A 19699-nucleotide genomic window follows, 5' to 3' on the forward strand; every position below is an offset into this window, starting at 1 on the left:
TGGCACTAATGTCCTCTTCCCTCTTCCTTCTTCCTTCTTCCCTCTTCCTTCAACATCCCATTACCAACTAGCAATTTATTATGCAAATTCCAGCGATCGATCCGGCAAAAACAGCCCTGAATTACCACCACGAAGCCGAGGTAGAAGCACACGGTGTCGAGCATCCCGACCACCGAATGTTAGGTGTAATTGTGTTCCTGTGCGCAGAAGGCATGATATTTTTCGGTATGTTTGCCGCGTATTTGATTTATCGGGCGATGGCCCCCGTGTGGCCTCCTGAAGGTACGCCGGCGCGAGAGTTATTGCTGCCGGGAATTAATACGCTGATTTTGATTTCTAGCAGTTTCGTGATTCACAATGCGGATACTGCAATCAAAAAGAATGATGCCGCCGGAATGCGGAATTGGTTGCTCGTAACTATTGCTATGGGCGCAGTTTTCTTGGCAGGTCAGGTTTACGAATACACTCATTTAGAGTTTGGCTTGACGACTAATTTGTATGCCAGTTGCTTTTACGTTTTGACTGCTTTTCACGGCTTGCACGTTACGTTTGGAGTGCTGCTGATGGCGGGGGTGGTGTGGCGATCGCGCGCGCAAGGTCATTATTCTAGCGATCACCACTTTGGAATCGAAGCGACTGAGATTTACTGGCACTTTGTGGATGTGATTTGGATTGTTTTGTTTCTGTTACTGTATATTTTGTGATCCCAGAGGCTTTTCGACCTCTGCCACAAGAGATTTGTAAGACCCCCAATTGGGGGTTTTTTTATTGTTTGGAGAGTGCGATCGCCTTTCATTCACCCTCTCACAGCCGATCGCGCTAAACTAAAAGTAGCAATTCTCCTATCCAGCAGCATTGAGAAAATTATGCAGTGCGAATTGTGCGATCGACAAATGGAAGCATTAACCGCCCATCACCTCATCCCCAAACAAAACACCAAGCGGAAAAACGAAGACCCAAGCCCGACAATCGACATTTGCTCAGCCTGTCACCGCCAGATTCACTCTCTATTTGAAAACAAACACCTCGCCCAAGAGCTCAACACCCTGGAAAAGCTCAAAAATGACCCTGAACTCCAGAAATTTGTCTCTTGGATTAAGAAACAAAAAACCGACAAACGCATTCAAGTACGCGGCAAAAAAGCTCGATCGTAGGGCCAGAAATCAGATATATACTCCGGGACGCAGTTACTGTCTGAAGCCCGGTTTCTTCATAAATTTTTCGTTCCTTAACCCAAAATTTTGCAGAGTAACCCGGTTTGTTTGCGTAAATCCTAGTATAGTGATTTACTTATTTGTAACAAGCTGCCAACAATTATCATGAACCTCACCTCCCTCGAACTCGCAAAAGACCGAGCGCGCATCTTCAAAAACTACCTCCAAATGGAAATAGATGCCCAAGCTAACATAAACAAACTAGCCTTTTTAGACCGGGGCATAGAAAAATCCCCTTACCAACAAGAAATTAAAAACTATCCCGATTATCTCAAACAGAAACCCGACGGCTTAAAAGTAATTAGCTCTATTCCCGGCCCCAATAATCCCCTTAAACTGACCCCGTTTCCCAGCGTGGGAGAACTACCTCAAATTAACTCTCAAGGTTTAAATTTTTTGCACGCAGAAATTAAGGAAGCCTGCGTTTGCATTGGTACTTTTGTAGACGGCAAAATTCAGGCGCAGTGGCTGGGAAAAAACGCACTTACCAATGCTGAGCAGTGGAGTGCCACTAAAATTATCGCACTCCTTAATATCGTCAGTCAAATAAATAGCAAATATCCCGACTGCGACATTGACAACTGCGTTGTTAGAGATGGCAACGGGCTAAAACACGATTTTTACTTTTACGATGTAGCAAAAGACATGATTAGCTATGCCTCAAATATAGCAACTTCAAACTCCTTAGCCGCGATGTTCAAACGCTTCGATACTCGCATAGGACTAGAGCAATGGCTGAAGAGCGCTACTGGCAATAATGACCTAATTTTTCGCGGCGATTACGGCGAAAATCCTTATCACAACAACCCCAAAATCTTCGATCTCACCAAAAAACAAGTGCTGCTAAGTGCCGCATTAAACAGCACCAAACAAAAAAATTCCGTATCTGCTTATGACTTGACCAGGCTAATTTCCATGTTAGGATGGCACTTCCACATCGAACAGCGATCGCGCATGAAAGCATCTCAGTGGAACAGCTTAGAAAGCATTGTCAGAGCAATGGGACACGACAGCGCTCGATATGCGGACGTAGCAATTAAAACTTTGGGGATGGATACCCTCATTACTTCTCCAGTAATTATCTCAAAATTGGGTTACGGACTCAGCTCGATCCGGGGAACCTTAGAAACAGTTTATGTGGCTTTAGTGCGGTTTGTTGACGAACGGCCGAAGGCGGCGGGAAAGCCGGCAAAACTCAGAACTTTAGCCATGAGTTTGCGGGCAGAAAAAGCTGTAGGCGGTTCCAGCAGTGTCGATCGCTTGGCGATCGAACAAGACGCCAGAGTCGCCGCCGAAGTCACCGAGATTCTCCGCCGGTTGTTTGCCGAAGAATTTTAAAGGCGGGCGATCGACTAATTAGAAAGTCGGTGAAACTTGCGGTAAAGCATCCTCTCCAGCGGCTTTCCTCCCCGCAAATGTTGCTCAGTTATTGCCGCAACTTCCTCCTGGCAAACACCGCTGTACCAAACCTCTTCTGGCAGCACCAACACCATCGGCCCGTTGCCGCACTGTCCCAAACAACTGCTAGCAACAACTTCAACTTCTGAGGGCGACAATTTCTTAAAAGCTGCCAGTACCTTTGCTGAATTTTGCTTGCGACAAGTGCGGTTTTGACAAACAAGAACTTGCCTAGAAGATTGGATAATTTCCATATTTTTTACTTGACATTCTGCTACATATATGCTATTTTTTTCTCATGGGAATAGGTGCGCGCATATACGCCCAGATTTTATATATGCCCAGATTTTAAGGTGCGCCGCAGCGCACCCTACGGTTAATCTGGTGACAAACCTTTGGAAGCCAACCATTGTCGATCGAACAAACGCGACTGATACCGAGCCCCGCCGTCGCAGAGTACCGTAACAATCGTATGTCCAGGCCCCATTTGCTTCGCCAAAGCCACCGCCGCCCCCACATTAATCCCCACAGAACCGCCCATAAACAGCCCTTCTTTCCTCAGCAGTTGGTAAATCACCCGGACAGCTTCCGTATCGTTAATTTGGATGGCGTCGTCTACCGGGGCATTCTCCATATTTGCAGTCACGCGGGTAGTGCCAATTCCCTCAGTAATCGAACTGCCTTCCGTCTTAATTTCCCCAGTTTTGAAATAACTGTAAAGCCCGCTGCCCATCGGGTCTGCCAAGACAATTCTCACAGCAGGATTTTTTTCTTTCAAAAACATTCCTACGCCCGCAAAAGTGCCGCCGGTACCGGTAGCTGTTACCCAAGCATCAATTTTTCCGTTTGTTTGTTCCCAAATTTCCGGGCCAGTTGTCTCGTAATGAGCTCGGCGATTGGCTAAATTGTCAAACTGATTTGCCCAGACTGCATTCTCCATTTCCGAAGCCAATCTTCCCGACAATTTGACATAATTATTCGGGTCTTTGTAAGGAACAGCGGGGACAGTCCGAACTTCAGCGCCCAAGGTTTTCAAAGCATCGATTTTTTCTTGAGATTGGTTATCGGGAATCACAATCAAACATTTGTAACCTTTAGCGTTGCAAATGTGGGCCAAACCGATGCCAGTATTGCCGGCAGTGCCTTCAACAACAGTTCCGCCCGGTTTCAGCAAGCCTTTTTCTTCTGCATCTTTGATGATGTATAAAGCGGCCCTATCTTTAACGGAACCGCCGGGATTTAGAAACTCTGCTTTGCCGAGAATTTCGCAGCCTGTTTCATCGCTGAAGCTGTTTAAGCGAATTAGTGGTGTGTTGCCGATTGTGCCTACAAAGCCGTTTTTAATATCCATATTTTTTGCGTGTTTGCATCCTATTATTAATTTTTACAATAAGTTGATATTTATTGCTACCACTTTTACCAAATCTTGCTCATATTGAGTACAAATCCCGGCAAAACCGGGTCGCCGCTGACTGTAGCCGGATTCTCCAAACATTCCTCTGGCAAACCGGGACGATAGATGTAAACTCGGCGATTTTTGCGGTCAATTAACCAGCCTAATTGCACTCCAGGTTCTCTCATATATTCTTGCATTTTTTCTTGCAATGGCTTGAGATTGTCAGAAGCCGACCTCAGTTCTACTACAAAATCCGGGCAAATCGGGGCAAACTTTTGCTTTTGTTCTAGTGACAAAGCATTCCATCTTTCCAATTTAATCCAAGCAGCATCCGGCGACTTTTGTGCACCTGTTGACAGAGTAAATCCTGTACTCGAAGTAAACGCTAAACCGGTACCATTTTGTTCTGCCCAAACCCAAAGCGGCCCAAATATATTACCTTCTCGGTTTCCCGTCTCCGAACCAGTAGGGGGCATAATTAGCAATTCTCCCGATTTGTTGCGTTCAATGCGCAACTCACTATTAATTTGACAGAACTCGAAAAACTGGTCATCTGTCATTTGCAATTCTGGTGGTATTCGCAACACAATAGTTGATGTCAACATAATTGATTTCCTCGATCATCGTTGCTCCTATACTAAGCTTACCAAATCTTGCTCATATTCAAAACAAATCCCGGCAAAACGGGGTCGCCGCTAACTGTAGCCGGATTCTCCAAACATTCCTCTGGCAAACCGGGACGATAGATGTAAACTCTGCGATTTTTGCGGTCAATTAACCAGCCTAATTGCACTCCAGGTTCTCTCGTATATTCTTGCATTTTTTCTTGCAATGGCTTGAGATTGTCAGAAGCCGACCTCAGTTCTACTACAAAATCCGGGCAAATAGGTGCGAATTTATCTTGCTGTTCTTGAGATAAAGCATTCCACCGTTCCAGTTTAATCCACGAGGCATCTGGAGACTTGTCACCCATTGCAAGCTTAAATCCCGTACTGGAGTCAAAACACATACCGGTTCCATCTTGCCCGGCCCAAATATACAACTCTCCAAAGACGCTACCGCTGCGATTTCCTGTTGTTCCACCAGTAGGGGGCATAATTAGCAATTCTCCCGATTTGTTGCGTTCAATGCGTAATTCACTATTGATTTGACAGAACTCGAAAAACTCCTCGTCTGTCATTTGCAATTTGGGCGGTATTCGCAACACAATTGTTGATGACAGCATTTTGCCTTTCCTCAAATCTAAAGTGTTTACACAAGATTGCACAATTTCTTTGTTTGTAGTCAGGACTTTAGTCCTCAAAAATCAGGATTAAGGACTCAAGTCCTAACTACAAGCTGGTTTGACGCGGGAATTATAGAAGTAAGGTGCGCAGTGCGCACCCTACATCATTAGGTTATGCGTCCAGGAGTGTTAAACCTATTTATTCGGCTGAGGAGTCATCCGCAAATAAGGCTTAACCGGCGTGTAGCCTTTGGGAAATTTCTCGGCCAATTCTGCGGGGTCGGTAATCGAAGGTACAATTACGCAATCGTCGCCATCTTTCCAATCAACTGGAGTCGCAACGCTGTATTTGTCGGTAAGTTGCAAGGAATCAATTACTCGCAAAATTTCATTAAAATTCCGACCAGTGCTCGCCGGATAAGTAATGCTCAAACGCAATTTCTTTTCCGGGTCAATCACAAAAACTGTGCGGATTGTTAAGTTGTTCAGCGAGTTGGGATGGATCATGTCGTAAATGTTGGAGACTTTACGATCGCCATCTGCTAAAATCGGATAATTGAGGGTGACATTTTGCGTTTCCTCAATATCTTTAATCCAGCCCATGTGAGAATCCACATCATCGACGCTGAGGGCAATGGTTTTGACGCCCCGCTTTTCAAATTCCGACTTGAGACGGGCCACTGCACCGAGTTCTGTGGTGCAAACTGGAGTATAGTCTTTCGGGTGAGAAAACAACACGACCCAGCTATCGCCAGCCCAGTCGTAGAAATTGATTTCTCCTTCCGAGGAAGCTTGGGTAAAGTTGGGAACTGTATCGCCTAATCGCAGAGTCATAACTGATTTCCTCTAATTTTATTTAAGGACTGTTCCTTATCATGCCATAATTGCCCGGTTTCTCGATCGAGCTGTAAAGGATTCTAAACTTTTTGGTCGATCGATCGGCAATTCCACTACTGTAATGTATGTGTGGCTTCTAACGCTGAATTTTCTTGCTATGCTTTACTTTTTGCTTAAGGCAATACAGCCTGTTTTAGTCCCCCTGTGTTTTGTCTCAGCCTGGGCTTTAGTTTTTTTGCTGTGTTTGAGTGTCGGGCGTACTGTCGCCGACTCCCTGCGCCGAGCTCAGAGGATGCACCAAATCCCTTGTGCTAACTGCGTATTTTTCACCGGCGACTACCACCTCAAGTGTCCCGTTCAGCCTACAATAGCTTTATCTGAAGATGCGATCGACTGTCCTGATTATCGATCGCATTCGGGAACTTACGGTTAAAAATTTCGGCCGCCGCTTTACATATTTCTTAACATCTCTCGCTTTTTCAATTAAACTTACCTTATGGTAAAGAGATTTTCAGGAGTGTGGAAAGAATGCTAATTCAAAAGCTAAATGCCTGCGAGGAGTTTATTGCTGGCGACGGTACTCAACTGCGAGAATTGCTGCATCCTGACAAACAATCTATCGAGTTGCGTTACAGTTTAGCCCATGCCGCTTTGCCGGCGGGACAAACTTCTGCGCTGCACTCCCTGACAACTTCTGAAGTTTACTATATCCTCAGCGGCGTTGGAGAAATGCACATCGACGACGAAAATCAATTCGTGGAAGCTGGAGATGCAGTTTACATTCCGCCAAACGCCAAGCAGTTTATTTACAACTGCGGCACAGAGCCGCTAATATTTATTTGTATTGTCGATCCGGCGTGGCGAAAGGAAGACGAGACAATTTTCGAGTAAGTAGGTCAGCGCAAAAAAACTTAGTATCTACAAATATTGCGGTTAATTTATCCAATCAGTTATTACTGGACATATTTGGCATTGCCACCTATTCACATCGTCTGTGTTGACGAGAGAACCCACAACTTGTTTGTATTGGCTGGATATGACGAAGAGATTGAGGTTGAAATTGCTCCTTATTGGGAGTTTTTTTAAACAATTAGCCAAGTAGATTATACTACTGCAATGTTCTATAGAGAATTGAAGCGTTATTACCTAAAAATCGCCTAACTCCTCACCGTAACGAAGTCGCGGTGAGGAGTTACATTGCTACCTCACTGCTATCGTAAAACAATCTGATACCAGGAGAGTTATATCAATTCCGCTATCATCGGATTTAATATTGCCCACAGTCAGGACACGGCACTGCCGTGTCCCTACAATTAATCGGGTAGGGACACGGCACTGCCGTGTCCTCGGTATCATCAGAAGTACAACCGGAAACGATATTAGAAAACTCCTGCTGAATTAGTTTGAATTGTTGCCAGCTAATCTCGGAGTGGACTAGCCTTTGGTATTTAGACATATCTAATGTTACTGTCAGGAGACCCTGGCCTATAACTCTTCTCTTGCTATTTGAAATAAATTAAGTTTGCAGTCAGTAAGTTAGTCCTTATTAAGTCGGATTGAAGGACGGAATTCCTTACTACTAACCTATTTTAGTAAGATATTGAGTTTTTGAAATTCGCTCGGAGTGAACAGACTAAAGACTAAAAACTCAGAACTAAGAACTAAGGACTAATAACTAATGACTAATAACTATTATCCTTCAAATGTGGCAACTGAAACCCGATCGCGCCCTGCTTTTTTTGCCCGATAAAGCGCCTCGTCGGCGATCGCAATTAGCGTCGCCGGCTGGGACATCGGTGCCGGAATGCAGCAAGCTACACCCAAACTCAGCGTCACGTATTCGCTGACAGGAGACTTAGCGTGAACTATCTGCAAACTCCGCACCTGTTGGCCGATCATTTCAGCTACGCAAGTCGCACCTTGAATGTCCGTATTCGGCAAAACTACTGCAAATTCTTCTCCACCGTAACGCGCTACTAAATCTGCGGATCGCTTTACCGAATGCTGGAGAACCGACGCCACTTGCCGCAAACATTCATCCCCCGCTTGGTGGCCGTAAGTGTCGTTGTAAAGTTTGAAATAATCGATGTCGCACATAATCAAAGACAGCGGTGCTTCTTCCCTAGCCAAACGCCGCCATTCCGTATCGAGATATTCATTAAAAGAGCGGCGGTTTCTTACCTCAGTCAAACTGTCGTAAGTTGCCAAATACTGCAAGGCTCGATTCACGGTTTCTAACTGCTGTTTCTGCTGCTGCAACTGACGGTTGAGTCCCGTCAACTGCTGTTCGGCAGCATGGGTTCGCAGCAAATTTCTTACCCTCGCCAGCAGTTCCCTCTCGTCAAAAGGCTTTGAAATATAATCGTCAGCCCCCGCATCCAAACTTTCGATCCTAGCTTCCATCCCCGATCGCGCTGTCAAAAAGATTACCGGAGTCGAACTCAATTCCGGCGTGTTCCGAATCTCCTTGAGCAAATCCAGTCCGTTTTGTCGGGGCATGATTTGGTCGCTCAAAATCAAATTTGGCTGTAAACTTTTGGCTTTTTCTAAACCTTCAACCCCATCAATCGCCACGGCGACTCGATAGTACGGAGTCAATAAGCTTTGGAGGTAAGACAGCAGAAAACTGTTGTCTTCTACTACCAGCAACAGCGGTAATTTTCTGCTGTCAATTGTTGATCGATCCAGATTATTTTTGTCGTCAAAACTGTTAGAGTCCGGCATCGCGGCTTCGTCGGGTGCGATCGCCCCGACATTTGGCGCGTCGGACTCTCGGGACCCGAATCCAGTCAGTCCGGCCAATTGGGCGATCGCGTTCACCAACTGATTCGCGGACACCGGCTTCGACAAATGCCTCTGAAACCCCGCCTCCAGCGCCGATGCCGAATCTTCTTCCCGGATGCCTCCCGTCAGCGCCACCGCCGGCAGCAGTTCCCTTTGCTCAGACATTTCCATTGCTCTGATCCGGCGGATCAAATCGCAGCCGTCTGCTTCCGGCATCGCCATATCGCTTACCAACACGTCGGGCCGCGACTGTTCCAACTCGGCCATCGCTTCGCCGGCGCTACCCACCGCTGTTACCTTGGCTCCAAATGCTTCGAGGCCAGTTTTCAGAAATTCCCGGATCTCGGCACTGCTTTCAACCACCAGGACTTGTTTTCCGGCTAGGGGTTTGGAAACCGATCCGGGTCTGCTTTCCGTTTGGGCGATCGCAGCAGTGCGATCGTCGGGTGCATTTTTGTTGGCGATCGGTAGCTGCACCTCAAACGTCGCCCCCTGAGCGATACCGGGACTCCTAGCCCAAATAGTTCCTCCGTGCAGTTCCACTAACTGGCGTACAATCGAGAGTCCCAGACCAAGCCGGTTTTGTTCCTTGGTCTGGCAGCTATCTGTCGGGCGGAAGTAGTCAAACAGGTGTGGCAGAAATTTGGGGTCGATGCCGCAACCGCTGTCGCTGACGCGAATCAGCGCGCCCGATGCAGTAGACTCGATCTGTATTTGGACTAGCCCGGGGGCGGATTCCGGGGTAAATTTGATGGCGTTAGCAAGCAAGTTCCAGACTACTTGCTGCAAGCGTTCTGCATCTGCCAAAATGTAGCCGACGGCGGGGTCGAAATGTTTTTCTACGCGGATGTTTTTGGCATCGGCGGCGGGACGGAGGGTGTCGATCGCGGATTCTATCAGAGACGGGAGGTGAACTCGGCCGACGTTCAGGCGCACTTTCCCCCGCAGCAGCCGCGAGAGGTCGAGGAGATTGTCTATTTGCCGGTTTTGCAATCTGGCGTTGCGCTCGATGATTTCCAAAGCGCGGTTGGTGGTGGCTTCGTTTAACTTGCGCGATCGAGCTAGCTGCACCCATCCCAAAATTGCGCTCAGGGGCGATCGCAGTTCGTGGGAGGCGATCGCCAGAAATTCGTCTTTTGCCCGGTTGGCTTCGGCTTGGGCTGCTTCCACGGCTTTGCGATCGGTGATGTCGAATCCGATCGCCAAATACTGAGAGGGTTTTCCCTTAAAGTCGAACAGCGGAACTACTGCTGCATACACCCAATAATCGCTGCCATTCTTGGTTTGATTCTTAATTTCTCCTTGCCAAACTTCACCTTTTGCAACAGTTGACCGCAGATTTTTGATTAATTCCGAAGACTTATATTCCGAGTGGAGGATGCCGAAGTGGCAGCCAATCAGTTCGGCGCGGGAATAGTTGGAGATGGAGCAAACTCGATCGGTGACGTAGTTGATAATTCCTCGGGCGTTTGTCCTCACCGCCAGTGCCGAGCGGTCGATCGCTCCTTTAAAATCTAAACCTTCTTGCAGCGACGAATCTAGTTCTTTTATCGTAGAAATTTGACCTAAGCGATCGTGCGCGTTTGGTTGCGGGCGATCGGCCTTATCCTTACTCCGCTGTTGGATTTCCATTGCTTCTATTTTCCCCTGACGGCTGACACCTAATCTACTCGCATCCTGATTCATTATCACTGTTTTTTTACCCTGGCTGGCGGGTGTAATATTTTGTATCTCTAGATTTTCCTGAAAAATCTGCAGGCAGCACATCCACTCGGGACTAACCCTCAAATTTTATTTACATTTTGTCTAATTTTTGTCAATCTGAGGACATATTTTCTTAAATCTGCCCCATCAGGTACTCGATAAAAACCGTCAATTTTTTTCTCACAATTACCCCCGCATCTGGCACAAAATATCCTCTTGCGCAGGCTTTCGGCCCTCCGTCATTCTGCCTCATCTCCACTCAAGCAGATATACGTGCATGGCTAGACAGTTCGCAAATAATTGGCTAGTTTGGGCGAACAAAGTCCGTATCTTGCGATCGTCCCCAACTTCTGTTAAATTATTTTCTTCTACATCTTGACACCCCTGTAAATATTTTGTACTATAAACCGTAGTACGTCTCGAACGAGAGAGCCGCCCAACCGCATTGACGCACTCAACTATTAACATTTTGAGGAAAGTTGTCTGTGAATTTAGACTCTGTACGCGAGCAATTTGAACAAAGAGCATTTGATTATGACGGCTTAATTCCTCGCCTCATTCCCCGCTATCGCGAGCAACACGATTTAATATTGCAGTTAATTCCATTGGAAACCAATGCTAAGATAAAAGTTCTGGATTTAGGCGCGGGGACTGGCATACTGTCTGCTCTGATTTTGCAAGCATTTCCTCAAGCAAATGTCGTCGCCTTTGACATCGCGAACAATATGCTGAAAACTTGCCAAACTAATTTGTCCGCTTTCGGAAAACGGCTGACCTTGCAGCAAGGAAATTTCGCCGAAGATGATTTCGGCAACGGTTACGACTTGGTAGTTTCTGGATTGGCAATTCACCACCTAGATAGCGAAGGGAAACAAAAACTTTTTCACAAACTTTTCGACTCCCTGAATCCAGGGGGAATCTTGCTAATTCGAGATATTGTGACAGGTGCTACCCCCAGGCTGACTCAGCAATACGAACAGTTGTGGCGGCAGTACATGAGAGCTAACGGAGAAGACGATGCAGCCTGGTTTCAAAACTATCTAAAAGAAGATATTCCCTCCTCTGTGGAAGATCAGACAAAGTGGCTTGCAGAAGCTGGTTTTGCAGACGCAGGATGTCACTGGCGCTATCTCAACTTTGCTATTTTTGGCGGACTTGTCCGAAGCTAGAAGGCATTCAGCAGAAAGGAGAGTTTTTGATAACCATCGCCAGATCGAGTTGCTGAAAACTCACGCCCCGAACACCATTTTCAACTAACCTGTATGGGCGGGTTCACTCACATAAGTGTCAACTTAACATCTGATGTAATGCCAAACTGCTGTTTGACGATTAAGCCCTCGATCTCCCTGGCATACCCCTAAAAAAGGGGGAAAGGAGCATTCTTTCGCGTCCCCCGGGAGGGGGATGCAACGGGGATCGAAACTCAGTTATAAATGAGAGATACAAAGTATTTCAAACTTAAGTAGACACGCTTTTGGTTCACTCAATCCATCTCTCGCAGTGCAAACAGATTAAAGCAACCCGCCTCCACCGCACTGACATTTGGCAAAATGCGATTTCAAAGCTCAATAAATACAGTAAATTCATGAAGGATTCTCGATTCATAAAAATCAGCCGATATCTCAGCAAACATCTGCGCCACGCGCCCTCGCGCATCGGTATTCAACTTGCTACCGGCGGCTGGGTTCCTGTTAGCGAACTCCTCGATGCTTGCCAAAAAAATAACTTTTCCTTTCAGCTTGCAGAACTCAAGGAAGTAGTCGCGCAAAACGACAAACAGCGCTTTTCTTTCGACTCCACAGGCACTCTAATTCGTGCTAACCAAGGACACAGTGTAGAGGTTGACTTGCAGTTAAAACCCGCTGTTCCCCCGGAGATTTTATATCACGGAACCGATAGCACGGCCGTCGAGTCTATTCTCAGTCAAGGAATTAGAAAAATGTCGCGGCATCACGTTCATTTATCGGTGAATATCCAGACGGCGCGCCAAGTAGGTGCAAGACACGGCATCCCGGCTATCATTACTGTAGATGCCGCAGCAATGCAACGCGACGGTCATACATTTTACTGCTCGGAAAATAAAGTTTGGCTAGTAGATTTTGTACCGCCAATTTATATAAAAATATCTTAATGAACAACTCCCGTTTTTTGTTTGTAAATAGATGGGAGAATATCTTATAATTGTAGTAACTAGGAGTTTCAGGAAATGAGTGCGGAAAATATGGGAGATCGCGACAACAATTTCAATCAAAACAATCCTCAAAATCGAGGACTTCTGGGCTGCGGGTGGCGACCTCTCTACCGTCAATTTGATTGGGAACACCTGCTACACTTAGCCTCTAGCGACCCCTTTGAACTCGCTCAAAAAACTTTAGATGCCGCTAGCGACATTGCCGACGCAATGGGACGACACCAATATACCTGGTGGGCAAATGTTTTAAATGTATTCTCGGAAAATACTCGCTACGAAATAGACCAATTTTGGGATTACATTACTCCGCAGCCAGTTTATCCCGATTACCGTTACAAAGACGTTTTAGTTACCGAAACGCCGGTGGTTCAATTGGTCAGCCGCGCTAGCATTCCCATCGATTATGTTCTCAACAAAGTTCAAGAGATTACTGTTTTCAAAGTTCTGGATTTGCTGGGAAAACCGGATGCGATTACCCAGTTTTTTATGGAACGACATTTTTCTTATCCCCCGGAACGATTTATTAGCTGGGAACGCTTGGAAGTTTTGGGTACTGTTTATGCTCATTGGGCAAAATTCGGCTGTTGGCTGCAAATTGACAGCTACGACAGGGGAAGACGGTTCTACACTCTGATTTGTAAAGATATTACGCCGTTGGTTAGCAAGGCAACTTACAATTTAGCGGTGATTCTGGGCGGGTACAAAAGCCGCGTCGGACAGGTTCACAGTCAGTTCCCAATTCGGACGTTTTCTAAGGAAGTTCAAAGTTTTACCGATACAGTTCAACAGGCAATTCTCGACCAAAATCAGTTGGCTGTTTTGGTTAGCGGCGAACCGGGTACGGGCAAAACTGCTTGGACGCAAGCGGTAGCAAAGGAAATTTTAGTGCCGCTGGGTTATGTAATTTTTATCTTAGATCACGATGCTGTGGAAAATTTTGTGCCGCCGAGTTATTTAGAGCGGATTTGCATTATTATCAATGAAGCTGATAATTTGGCTCAAGATCGATCGACCGCAGAGGCCCAACGCACTAACAAAACTGAACACATATTGAGTTTGCTGGACGGAACTTTGTATCAAAGCGTCATGGACGAAAACGGCATTCAATTTCAGCAAAAACTGGTAGTTTTGATGACTTGCAACACTACTGAAAGATTAGATCCTGCAATCTTACGGAAAGGGAGAGTAGATTTTACCAGTGAATTTACGCACAAATTTGTTTGAGCAAACTCTTAAAGTCTCCCGGAATCGGGGCGATCGCACTGGCTGCACGACTTCAAATACCGAACAATCGCCAGGAAATCTTCTGAATCTCACGGTTTGGGGCAAAATTTCTTGAGTACCTATAGACACATCGCCATCAAAAATGATATCAATGATGGGTGATACCCTCTAAGGGTATCGCCCGAGAGAGCAAATCAGGAGAAGAGCATTTTTGGTCTCAAACAGAATTTTTCAAACTCAACAGCTATGGAGGAAATCCCAAACCGTGCAAACTAAGCCAGTTCAGCAAAAAAGTCAGGGACTGGGAAGGTATGCCGACGGGGCAATCCCGATCGCCCACCAACAATCCGCAGAGGCAGCCGTGTTCGAGAGTAAAGAGCGATTTCGGCGGTTTGTGGAGCGCTCCGCCGACGCCGTGGCAATGGTAGACTGTGAAATGCGCTATCTGTCGGTTTCTCGTCGCTGGGAAACAGATTGCGGGTTAGGCGCGGGCGAGGCGATCGGCCGGTCTCATTGGGAACTGTTCCCGAATCTCCCGGAATATTGGCAGCAAAATGCTCGGGCTTGTTTGGCTGGTGTTTTGGAATACAGCGAGTTTGTGGTAGGGCGATCGACCGCATCTTTAGCAGAAAATATCGGAGGCGGCTCTTTGAGGGCGTCGGTAAAATGGGTATTTCAGCCTTGGAAAAATAGCGAAGGTGCGATCGGCGGTTTGATCCTGTTTGCCTTTGAGATAGCTGAGGATCTTGCTCAAACAAATTGTTATAATAAATTTCAGTCCGAGGTCAAAAGCAAGCAGTTAGAAACCAGACCGCAACTAAGTCAAATTGCCCTCGAAAATGTTGCTGATACAGTCTTTTTTACTACCTCCGACGGTCAAATTTGTTACGCTAACAAAGCAGCTTGTCATCTTTTCGGCTACTCGGAATCGGAACTGCTTAACCTGAGAGTGAGCGACATCGATTCGCAGTTGTCAGCATCGGATTGGCCAGATCACTGGGAGCAACTCAAGCAGCAAAGGAACCTCACTTTTGAAACCAGTTACAAAACCCAAGACGGCGAGAGTTTTCCCGTCGAAGTTAAAGTCAATTATTTAGAATACGGTGGCTGCGAATACCGCTGCGCGATCGCCCGCGACATTTCCGCTCGCCAAGCAGCAGAATCAGCGCTTTTAGAGGCAAAAGAGCAACTTCAAGCCGTTTTGGACGCCGTGCCCGGATTAGTTTCTTGGGTAAGTTCCGATTTGCGGTACTTGGGAGTAAATCGACATTTAGCTACCGCTTACCAAATGCCTGCCGAACTATTTGCCGGTCAAAAAGTAGGTTTTTTAGAGACAAGTCCCAAATTTAACGATTTAGTATACGATTTCTTTGCCAACCCTGAAAAGAAGACATCTCAAGAAGTCACAGCCAGCATCCGAGGAGAAAATAAAACTTATTTAATCGTCGCTCAAAAATATCACAAAAGTACGGCGGCGGTATTTGTGGGAGTAGACATTACAGCAAGCAAACAGTCTCTTTTGGCTTTGCAAGAATCAGAAGAACGCCTGCGGCAGCAAGCGGCGAAATTAGAGCAGACGCTGTTAATTTTGCAGCGAACTCAAACTCAACTGATTCAAACAGAAAAAATGTCCTCTCTGGGGCAGTTGGTAGCAGGAATAGCCCACGAAATTAACAATCCAGTTAGTTTTATTTCCGGCAATGTCAGCCACGCCACGGGCTACATTCAAGAACTGCTGCGCTCGATCGATCTTTACGAAAAGTATTATCCCCATCCCGTGCCGGAAATTCAAGATTGGATGGAAGAATTCGACTTAGAATTCATCAAAAAAGACTTGCCAAAATTGCTAAATTCAATGAAAGTCGGTTCGGAAAGGATTCGGGATGTGGTGCGATCGCTCCGCTTGTTCTCGCGTACCGACGAAGCCCAAATGAAGACCGCAGATATCCACGAATGTTTGGATAGCACTTTGCTGATCTTGCAAAATCGCCTGCAAGCTAAAGGGGGACGCCCGGGGATTTCTCTAGTTAAAGAATACGGTAATTTGCCGCGAGTTCGCTGCTATGCGGGACAGTTAAATCAAGTGTTCATGCACTTGTTGACAAATGCGATCGACGCTTTGGAAGAAGGCGGGAGAAATCCCGAAAAGTACGGTAAAATGCAAGATCGGTCTTTCTTGTCTTCGGGCGGCTCAGGAACTAAAAAATTCCATCCCGAAATTCGGATTCGGACGGAAGTTATAGGGGACAGCGAAGTTGCGATCGCCATTAGCGATAACGGCCCTGGGATGACAGAAGAAGTCCTCGGCTGCATCTTTGACCCTTTGTTTACCACTAAATGTCCCGATACGAGCACTGGTTTGGGTCTAGCAATATCCCAGCATTTAGTAGTAGAAAAACACGGCGGTAAGTTGCACTGTGTTTCTCTTCCGGGACAGGGAACTGAGTTGATCGTTAAAATTGCGATCGGCAACGATTAATTAGCTATTTACAAATAGGAAATAAGATGGTAATTGAGTGGCTCAAATTTAAAGTACCTCAAGAAAAGTGGGAGCAGTTTATTCAGCGAGATCAGGAAGTTTGGACGGCGGGACTAAAAAGTTGGGACGGTTTTTTAGGCAAAGAAATTTGGGTAGATCCGGTGGAAAATGAGGTGGTGATGTTGATTCGCTGGGAAACTAGGGAGAAGTGGAAGTCGGTGCCACAAAGCACAATAGATGAGTTGGATGCCCAAATGGGGGATTTGCAAATTGCGATCGCCGAAAGTCGCGAATATCAAGTTCGCAAGTTTTTGCATTAGTTTAGTCAGCAGTCATTAGTTAGGAGTTAGGAATCAAGCGTCCAATCTTCGATCGAGAGTCCGGGAACTTGACAAAAGTCTCGTTGATTGCGAGTGATAACGGTAGCACCGAGGGACAAGGCAATAGCTGCAATCCGCATATCTTTTTGCAGGCGATTTTTCCGCAGGGGCGGGTTATCTTTTAACAGTTTCTTGAGACAGGTATCAGCTTTCGGTGTAAAGTCCAGTACCTCAATAGTTTGGAGATATTTTACAGTTGTCCAAAGTTTAGAATAGAGTCCCGGTAGGTTATGCAGCAGGGAAGGATCGTTAATCCTGCCAACCCAACCGTTGAAGAGTTATTGAACTGTGACAATCGTGACAGCAAGCTGATGCTTTTTCGCGTTAGCGGTAAGTTGGGTATGATTGTAGAGAATCAGTGAAACGCAATCCGTATCCAGAATATATCGAGACACAAAAAGCACCTTTACAAGTAATAGGAAGGATCTACTTCTGAGTCATCATCTGAGGTTCGTTCGGCGCGAATTGATTCCATAATTGCCACAAAATCGGCATCGTCTTTAAAGACACCTGCAAATTTCATCCAGGTTGGTTCTGAAGCCTGAATCGGCACGTTCCATGAAATTGCTTCAATATTTTTGAGCCGTTCTAAAAAGGTAGCTTGAATTTGTGCGATCGCCGCTTCTCGTGTTTCTGCTTTCACTTGACAGTCGGGAAACTCTCTAACAGATGCCGCAACTTCCCCGGATGTGAGTGATTCTAGCAGCAGCGTCACCTTGAGGTTGGTGAAGGGATGGGACTGCGGTAATTCTAGGTTGATCATGTTAATTTTTGAAATATTAATTATGAGTTTACTTTTATTGTACCGCAGACATCGATTTGGTATTTGGTGTGAAGGGCGATCGCACTTCGTAGAATCATCGCAGTGTTGGGTATTTGGTGTGAAGGGCGATCGCTCTTTTATTTTAGGCGATCGCTCATCAGAAAAAAGAAAGGGCGATCGCTCTTTGTTTTTGTGGGGCGAGATCCTTCATCCTTACTCTGGCGATGTGAAGATCCAGGATTCCAACTCAAATGGCTGAACTGCTTGAATGCGTTGGAAGTCTCGATCTGCCGTCACTAGGCTGAGTTGATGCTGGATTGCAACGGCGGCAATCCACAGGTCATTTTCGCCGATGCCCAATTGAGTTATGTTGGTTTTACGGCGTTGGGCTTTGTCTTTTGGGGCGTAGCGATCGAAAACTGCCGCTTTAAGATTGCCGTAAATTTCGGCGGTGGTTTCGTCGATGGGGTAGATGTATAGCCCAAGCAGGAAGCGTTGAACTAGGGCAAGATTTACCTCTCGTTGTTGCGCGCCGCCATGTCAATCAGTTCACCCTTGACGATGGTGCAGGTGGCGATCGACTCATCCCCAAGGTTGGCAAGGCGATCGAGTAATTGAGTGTTGCCTAGTAGGGCATAGCTACAATGGTTGGTGTCGAGAAGAAACATTATTCAAAGGGATTGGGGCTGTAGTCAAATTCGGTTTCGCCGCGTGAGTTTTGGACGGCTTCTAGACATTCTTGGAAGTCGTCGCCTGACCAAGTGCCGATTGTCTTGAGGTGAGCGAGGAAGGATTTAGCAGATGTGATAGAAGGTTTGGTGGAGAGAGATTTCATGAAGGTGAGGGCTTCGGCAAGTCTTGTACTGGGCAAGGCTTCGATTGCTTGGAGAAGTAGTTCTTTGATTGTCATAGGGTGTGCCGGGGTTCTTGACTTATGGCGATCGCTCTTTCATTTTAGGCGATCGCTCATCAGAAAAAACAAAGGGCGATCGATCTTTCTTTTAATTCAAGCATCGAACTCATACAATCATCGCAGTGTTTGGTATTTGAGGTGAGGGGATCTCGCGCTCCCTTGGACAAGCCTTGCAACAGGGCGATCGCACGCTATGCGATCGGCCCGCTCAATGGCAATGATTTTGAGATATACTTGTACATAAATATAGGAGGTAAACTTTACACTTTGAGTTTAGAGCGGAGTTGTTTAGATGAAATTAGAGAAGATATCGCTAAAATTGCCAGTCGTTATGGGGTTTTTCAATGTGTTGAATGTAGTCAGGCTATCAAAGAATTCTTGACGTTCAGAAACCTACATGGTAAGCAGATTAAACTGGATTTAGAAAGGCAAGACTTACCTTGGTCAGTGATTTATGATTTACGACGACAGCAGCAAATTGCTACTAATGGCTATCATCAAGGGATATCAATTACCATCGATGAACAGGAAATTGTTTTTGATAATATAGATTGTAGTGGTGTGACTCGGCAGGAATGGCTGCAAAATTTAACATCTCCTACTCTGGAACTGGGTATGGGAAGTTTTAAGATTATAGAAGAGGAATTTTGAGTGGAAAACTTGCAGTTATTTGAAAAATATTGAGGTAAAAAATGCACGATTTATATACCCTGATTGAGAAAATCAAAAAAGCTCCTTCAATGTACTTGGGACGACATTCAATTATTTGTCTTCAGGCTTTTTTATCGGGTTACAGCGTCGCTAAATATGAGTTGGGAGAACAGCCAACGAAACAAGATAGCGATTTTATGCAGTTTCCTGAGTGGATACGAAAAAGATTCAATGTGCAGACTAGCCAATCTTGGGCTAGCGTCATTCTGTTTTATTCTGAGGATGAAAGCAAAGCACTAGATAAGTTTTTTGAGCTGTTATGTGAGTTTATCGATCGTCATGCTTCGGCTGACATTTTAGACGAAGGGGGAGTGGATATGGAGGAAAAAGTGCAAGTTTTCAGGAATTGATAGAAAGGGCGATCGCTCTTGGTAGAATCATCGCAGTGTTTGGTATTTGGTGTCAGGGGCGATCGCGCCACCCCTTGCTTTCCACCTATGCAAGCACAGATAACCTGGAAACTTTCCGATCTGATTTGTT

23 protein-coding genes are annotated in these 19699 nt (G+C 46.0%); 14 read left to right on the forward strand and 9 right to left on the reverse strand.

Annotation, left to right across the window (positions count from 1 at the left end; genetic code table 11):
- Window positions 1–80: 80 nt before the first annotated feature.
- The 3 genes from QUB30_RS02580 (at window position 81) to QUB30_RS02590 (ending at window position 2552) form a co-directional block, all read left to right on the forward strand.
- Window positions 81–704 (forward strand): heme-copper oxidase subunit III, encoded by a 624-nt coding sequence (locus tag QUB30_RS02580; protein WP_333328623.1) that lies wholly within the window; start codon window positions 81–83, stop codon window positions 702–704.
- Window positions 705–779: 75 nt separating this feature from the next.
- Entirely contained in the window at window positions 780–1154 is a 375-nt protein-coding gene (locus QUB30_RS02585) for an HNH endonuclease (protein WP_333328626.1), read from the forward strand.
- A gap of 165 nt (window positions 1155–1319) precedes the next feature.
- Window positions 1320–2552, forward strand: a complete 1233-nt coding sequence (locus QUB30_RS02590; RefSeq protein ID WP_333328629.1) for a hypothetical protein — start codon at window positions 1320–1322, stop codon at window positions 2550–2552.
- Window positions 2553–2566: 14 nt separating this feature from the next.
- Here QUB30_RS02590 and QUB30_RS02595 read toward each other — a convergent pair whose 3' ends face one another.
- From QUB30_RS02595 to QUB30_RS02615, 5 genes are all read right to left on the reverse strand, one after another.
- Window positions 2567–2866: a (2Fe-2S) ferredoxin domain-containing protein gene (locus QUB30_RS02595; RefSeq protein ID WP_333328632.1), complete on the reverse strand. Its 300-nt coding sequence runs from the start codon at window positions 2864–2866 to the stop codon at window positions 2567–2569.
- A 122-nt stretch (window positions 2867–2988) separates the two neighbouring features.
- Window positions 2989–3963, reverse strand: a complete 975-nt coding sequence (locus QUB30_RS02600) for a cysteine synthase A (RefSeq protein ID WP_333328635.1) — start codon at window positions 3961–3963, stop codon at window positions 2989–2991.
- 65 nt (window positions 3964–4028) lie between these two features.
- The gene (locus QUB30_RS02605; RefSeq protein ID WP_333328637.1) at window positions 4029–4613 is read right to left on the reverse strand and encodes a Uma2 family endonuclease; all 585 of its coding nucleotides are present in this window, start codon (window positions 4611–4613) and stop codon (window positions 4029–4031) included.
- Window positions 4614–4651: 38 nt separating this feature from the next.
- Window positions 4652–5233: a Uma2 family endonuclease gene (locus tag QUB30_RS02610; protein ID WP_333328640.1), complete on the reverse strand. Its 582-nt coding sequence runs from the start codon at window positions 5231–5233 to the stop codon at window positions 4652–4654.
- A gap of 195 nt (window positions 5234–5428) precedes the next feature.
- Window positions 5429–6067: a peroxiredoxin gene (locus QUB30_RS02615; RefSeq protein ID WP_333328643.1), complete on the reverse strand. Its 639-nt coding sequence runs from the start codon at window positions 6065–6067 to the stop codon at window positions 5429–5431.
- 160 nt (window positions 6068–6227) lie between these two features.
- Here QUB30_RS02615 and QUB30_RS02620 point away from each other — a divergent pair, with 160 nt between their 5' ends.
- The 3 genes from QUB30_RS02620 (at window position 6228) to QUB30_RS33745 (ending at window position 7156) form a co-directional block, all read left to right on the forward strand.
- Window positions 6228–6503 (forward strand): hypothetical protein, encoded by a 276-nt coding sequence (locus QUB30_RS02620; RefSeq protein ID WP_333328646.1) that lies wholly within the window; start codon window positions 6228–6230, stop codon window positions 6501–6503.
- 95 nt (window positions 6504–6598) lie between these two features.
- Window positions 6599–6961 (forward strand): cupin domain-containing protein, encoded by a 363-nt coding sequence (locus tag QUB30_RS02625; protein WP_333328650.1) that lies wholly within the window; start codon window positions 6599–6601, stop codon window positions 6959–6961.
- Window positions 6962–6997: 36 nt separating this feature from the next.
- Window positions 6998–7156: a DUF6888 family protein gene (locus tag QUB30_RS33745; protein ID WP_445300460.1), complete on the forward strand. Its 159-nt coding sequence runs from the start codon at window positions 6998–7000 to the stop codon at window positions 7154–7156.
- A gap of 606 nt (window positions 7157–7762) precedes the next feature.
- Here QUB30_RS33745 and QUB30_RS02630 read toward each other — a convergent pair.
- Window positions 7763–10540, reverse strand: a complete 2778-nt coding sequence (locus tag QUB30_RS02630; RefSeq protein ID WP_333328653.1) for a diguanylate cyclase — start codon at window positions 10538–10540, stop codon at window positions 7763–7765.
- A gap of 503 nt (window positions 10541–11043) precedes the next feature.
- Between QUB30_RS02630 and QUB30_RS02635 the strand changes: the two genes are divergently transcribed.
- The 5 genes from QUB30_RS02635 (at window position 11044) to QUB30_RS02655 (ending at window position 16772) form a co-directional block, all read left to right on the forward strand.
- The gene (locus QUB30_RS02635) at window positions 11044–11727 is read left to right on the forward strand and encodes a class I SAM-dependent methyltransferase (protein WP_333328656.1); all 684 of its coding nucleotides are present in this window, start codon (window positions 11044–11046) and stop codon (window positions 11725–11727) included.
- A gap of 416 nt (window positions 11728–12143) precedes the next feature.
- Entirely contained in the window at window positions 12144–12689 is a 546-nt protein-coding gene (locus QUB30_RS02640) for an RNA 2'-phosphotransferase (RefSeq protein ID WP_333328659.1), read from the forward strand.
- A gap of 75 nt (window positions 12690–12764) precedes the next feature.
- Window positions 12765–13973: an AAA family ATPase gene (locus QUB30_RS02645; RefSeq protein ID WP_333328662.1), complete on the forward strand. Its 1209-nt coding sequence runs from the start codon at window positions 12765–12767 to the stop codon at window positions 13971–13973.
- 265 nt (window positions 13974–14238) lie between these two features.
- Window positions 14239–16452, forward strand: coding sequence for a PAS domain S-box protein (locus tag QUB30_RS02650; protein WP_333328664.1), 2214 nt, complete (start codon window positions 14239–14241; stop codon window positions 16450–16452).
- Window positions 16453–16478: 26 nt separating this feature from the next.
- Entirely contained in the window at window positions 16479–16772 is a 294-nt protein-coding gene (locus QUB30_RS02655; RefSeq protein WP_333235586.1) for a TIGR03792 family protein, read from the forward strand.
- A gap of 466 nt (window positions 16773–17238) precedes the next feature.
- Here the strand turns inward: QUB30_RS02655 and QUB30_RS02660 are convergent, their stop codons facing one another.
- On the reverse strand, window positions 17239–17595 hold the full coding sequence (locus tag QUB30_RS02660) for a hypothetical protein (RefSeq protein ID WP_333328668.1): 357 nt from the start codon (window positions 17593–17595) through the stop codon (window positions 17239–17241).
- Window positions 17596–17617: 22 nt separating this feature from the next.
- Between QUB30_RS02660 and QUB30_RS02665 the strand changes: the two genes are divergently transcribed.
- Window positions 17618–17854 (forward strand): hypothetical protein, encoded by a 237-nt coding sequence (locus QUB30_RS02665; RefSeq protein ID WP_333328671.1) that lies wholly within the window; start codon window positions 17618–17620, stop codon window positions 17852–17854.
- On the opposite strand, the gene QUB30_RS02670 is transcribed toward QUB30_RS02665, so the two are convergent.
- Both QUB30_RS02670 and QUB30_RS02675 read right to left on the reverse strand, forming a co-directional pair.
- Complete coding sequence (locus QUB30_RS02670; RefSeq protein WP_333329074.1) at window positions 17809–18084, reverse strand: PIN domain-containing protein; 276 nt, start codon at window positions 18082–18084, stop codon at window positions 17809–17811. The two genes, QUB30_RS02665 and QUB30_RS02670, sit on opposite strands and share 46 nt — an antisense overlap.
- A 178-nt stretch (window positions 18085–18262) precedes the next feature.
- Complete coding sequence (locus QUB30_RS02675) at window positions 18263–18505, reverse strand: hypothetical protein (protein WP_333328674.1); 243 nt, start codon at window positions 18503–18505, stop codon at window positions 18263–18265.
- 141 nt (window positions 18506–18646) lie between these two features.
- On the opposite strand from QUB30_RS02675, the gene QUB30_RS02680 reads away from it, so the two are divergent.
- Together QUB30_RS02680 and QUB30_RS02685 are read left to right on the forward strand one after the other, a co-directional pair.
- Window positions 18647–19159: a papain fold toxin domain-containing protein gene (locus tag QUB30_RS02680; protein WP_333328676.1), complete on the forward strand. Its 513-nt coding sequence runs from the start codon at window positions 18647–18649 to the stop codon at window positions 19157–19159.
- 41 nt (window positions 19160–19200) lie between these two features.
- Complete coding sequence (locus QUB30_RS02685; RefSeq protein ID WP_333328679.1) at window positions 19201–19569, forward strand: hypothetical protein; 369 nt, start codon at window positions 19201–19203, stop codon at window positions 19567–19569.
- The last annotated feature ends 130 nt before the right edge of the window (window positions 19570–19699 follow it).

The organism is Microcoleus sp. BROC3, from assembly GCF_036702515.1.
Taxonomy (GTDB): Bacteria; Cyanobacteriota; Cyanobacteriia; order Cyanobacteriales; family Microcoleaceae; genus Microcoleus.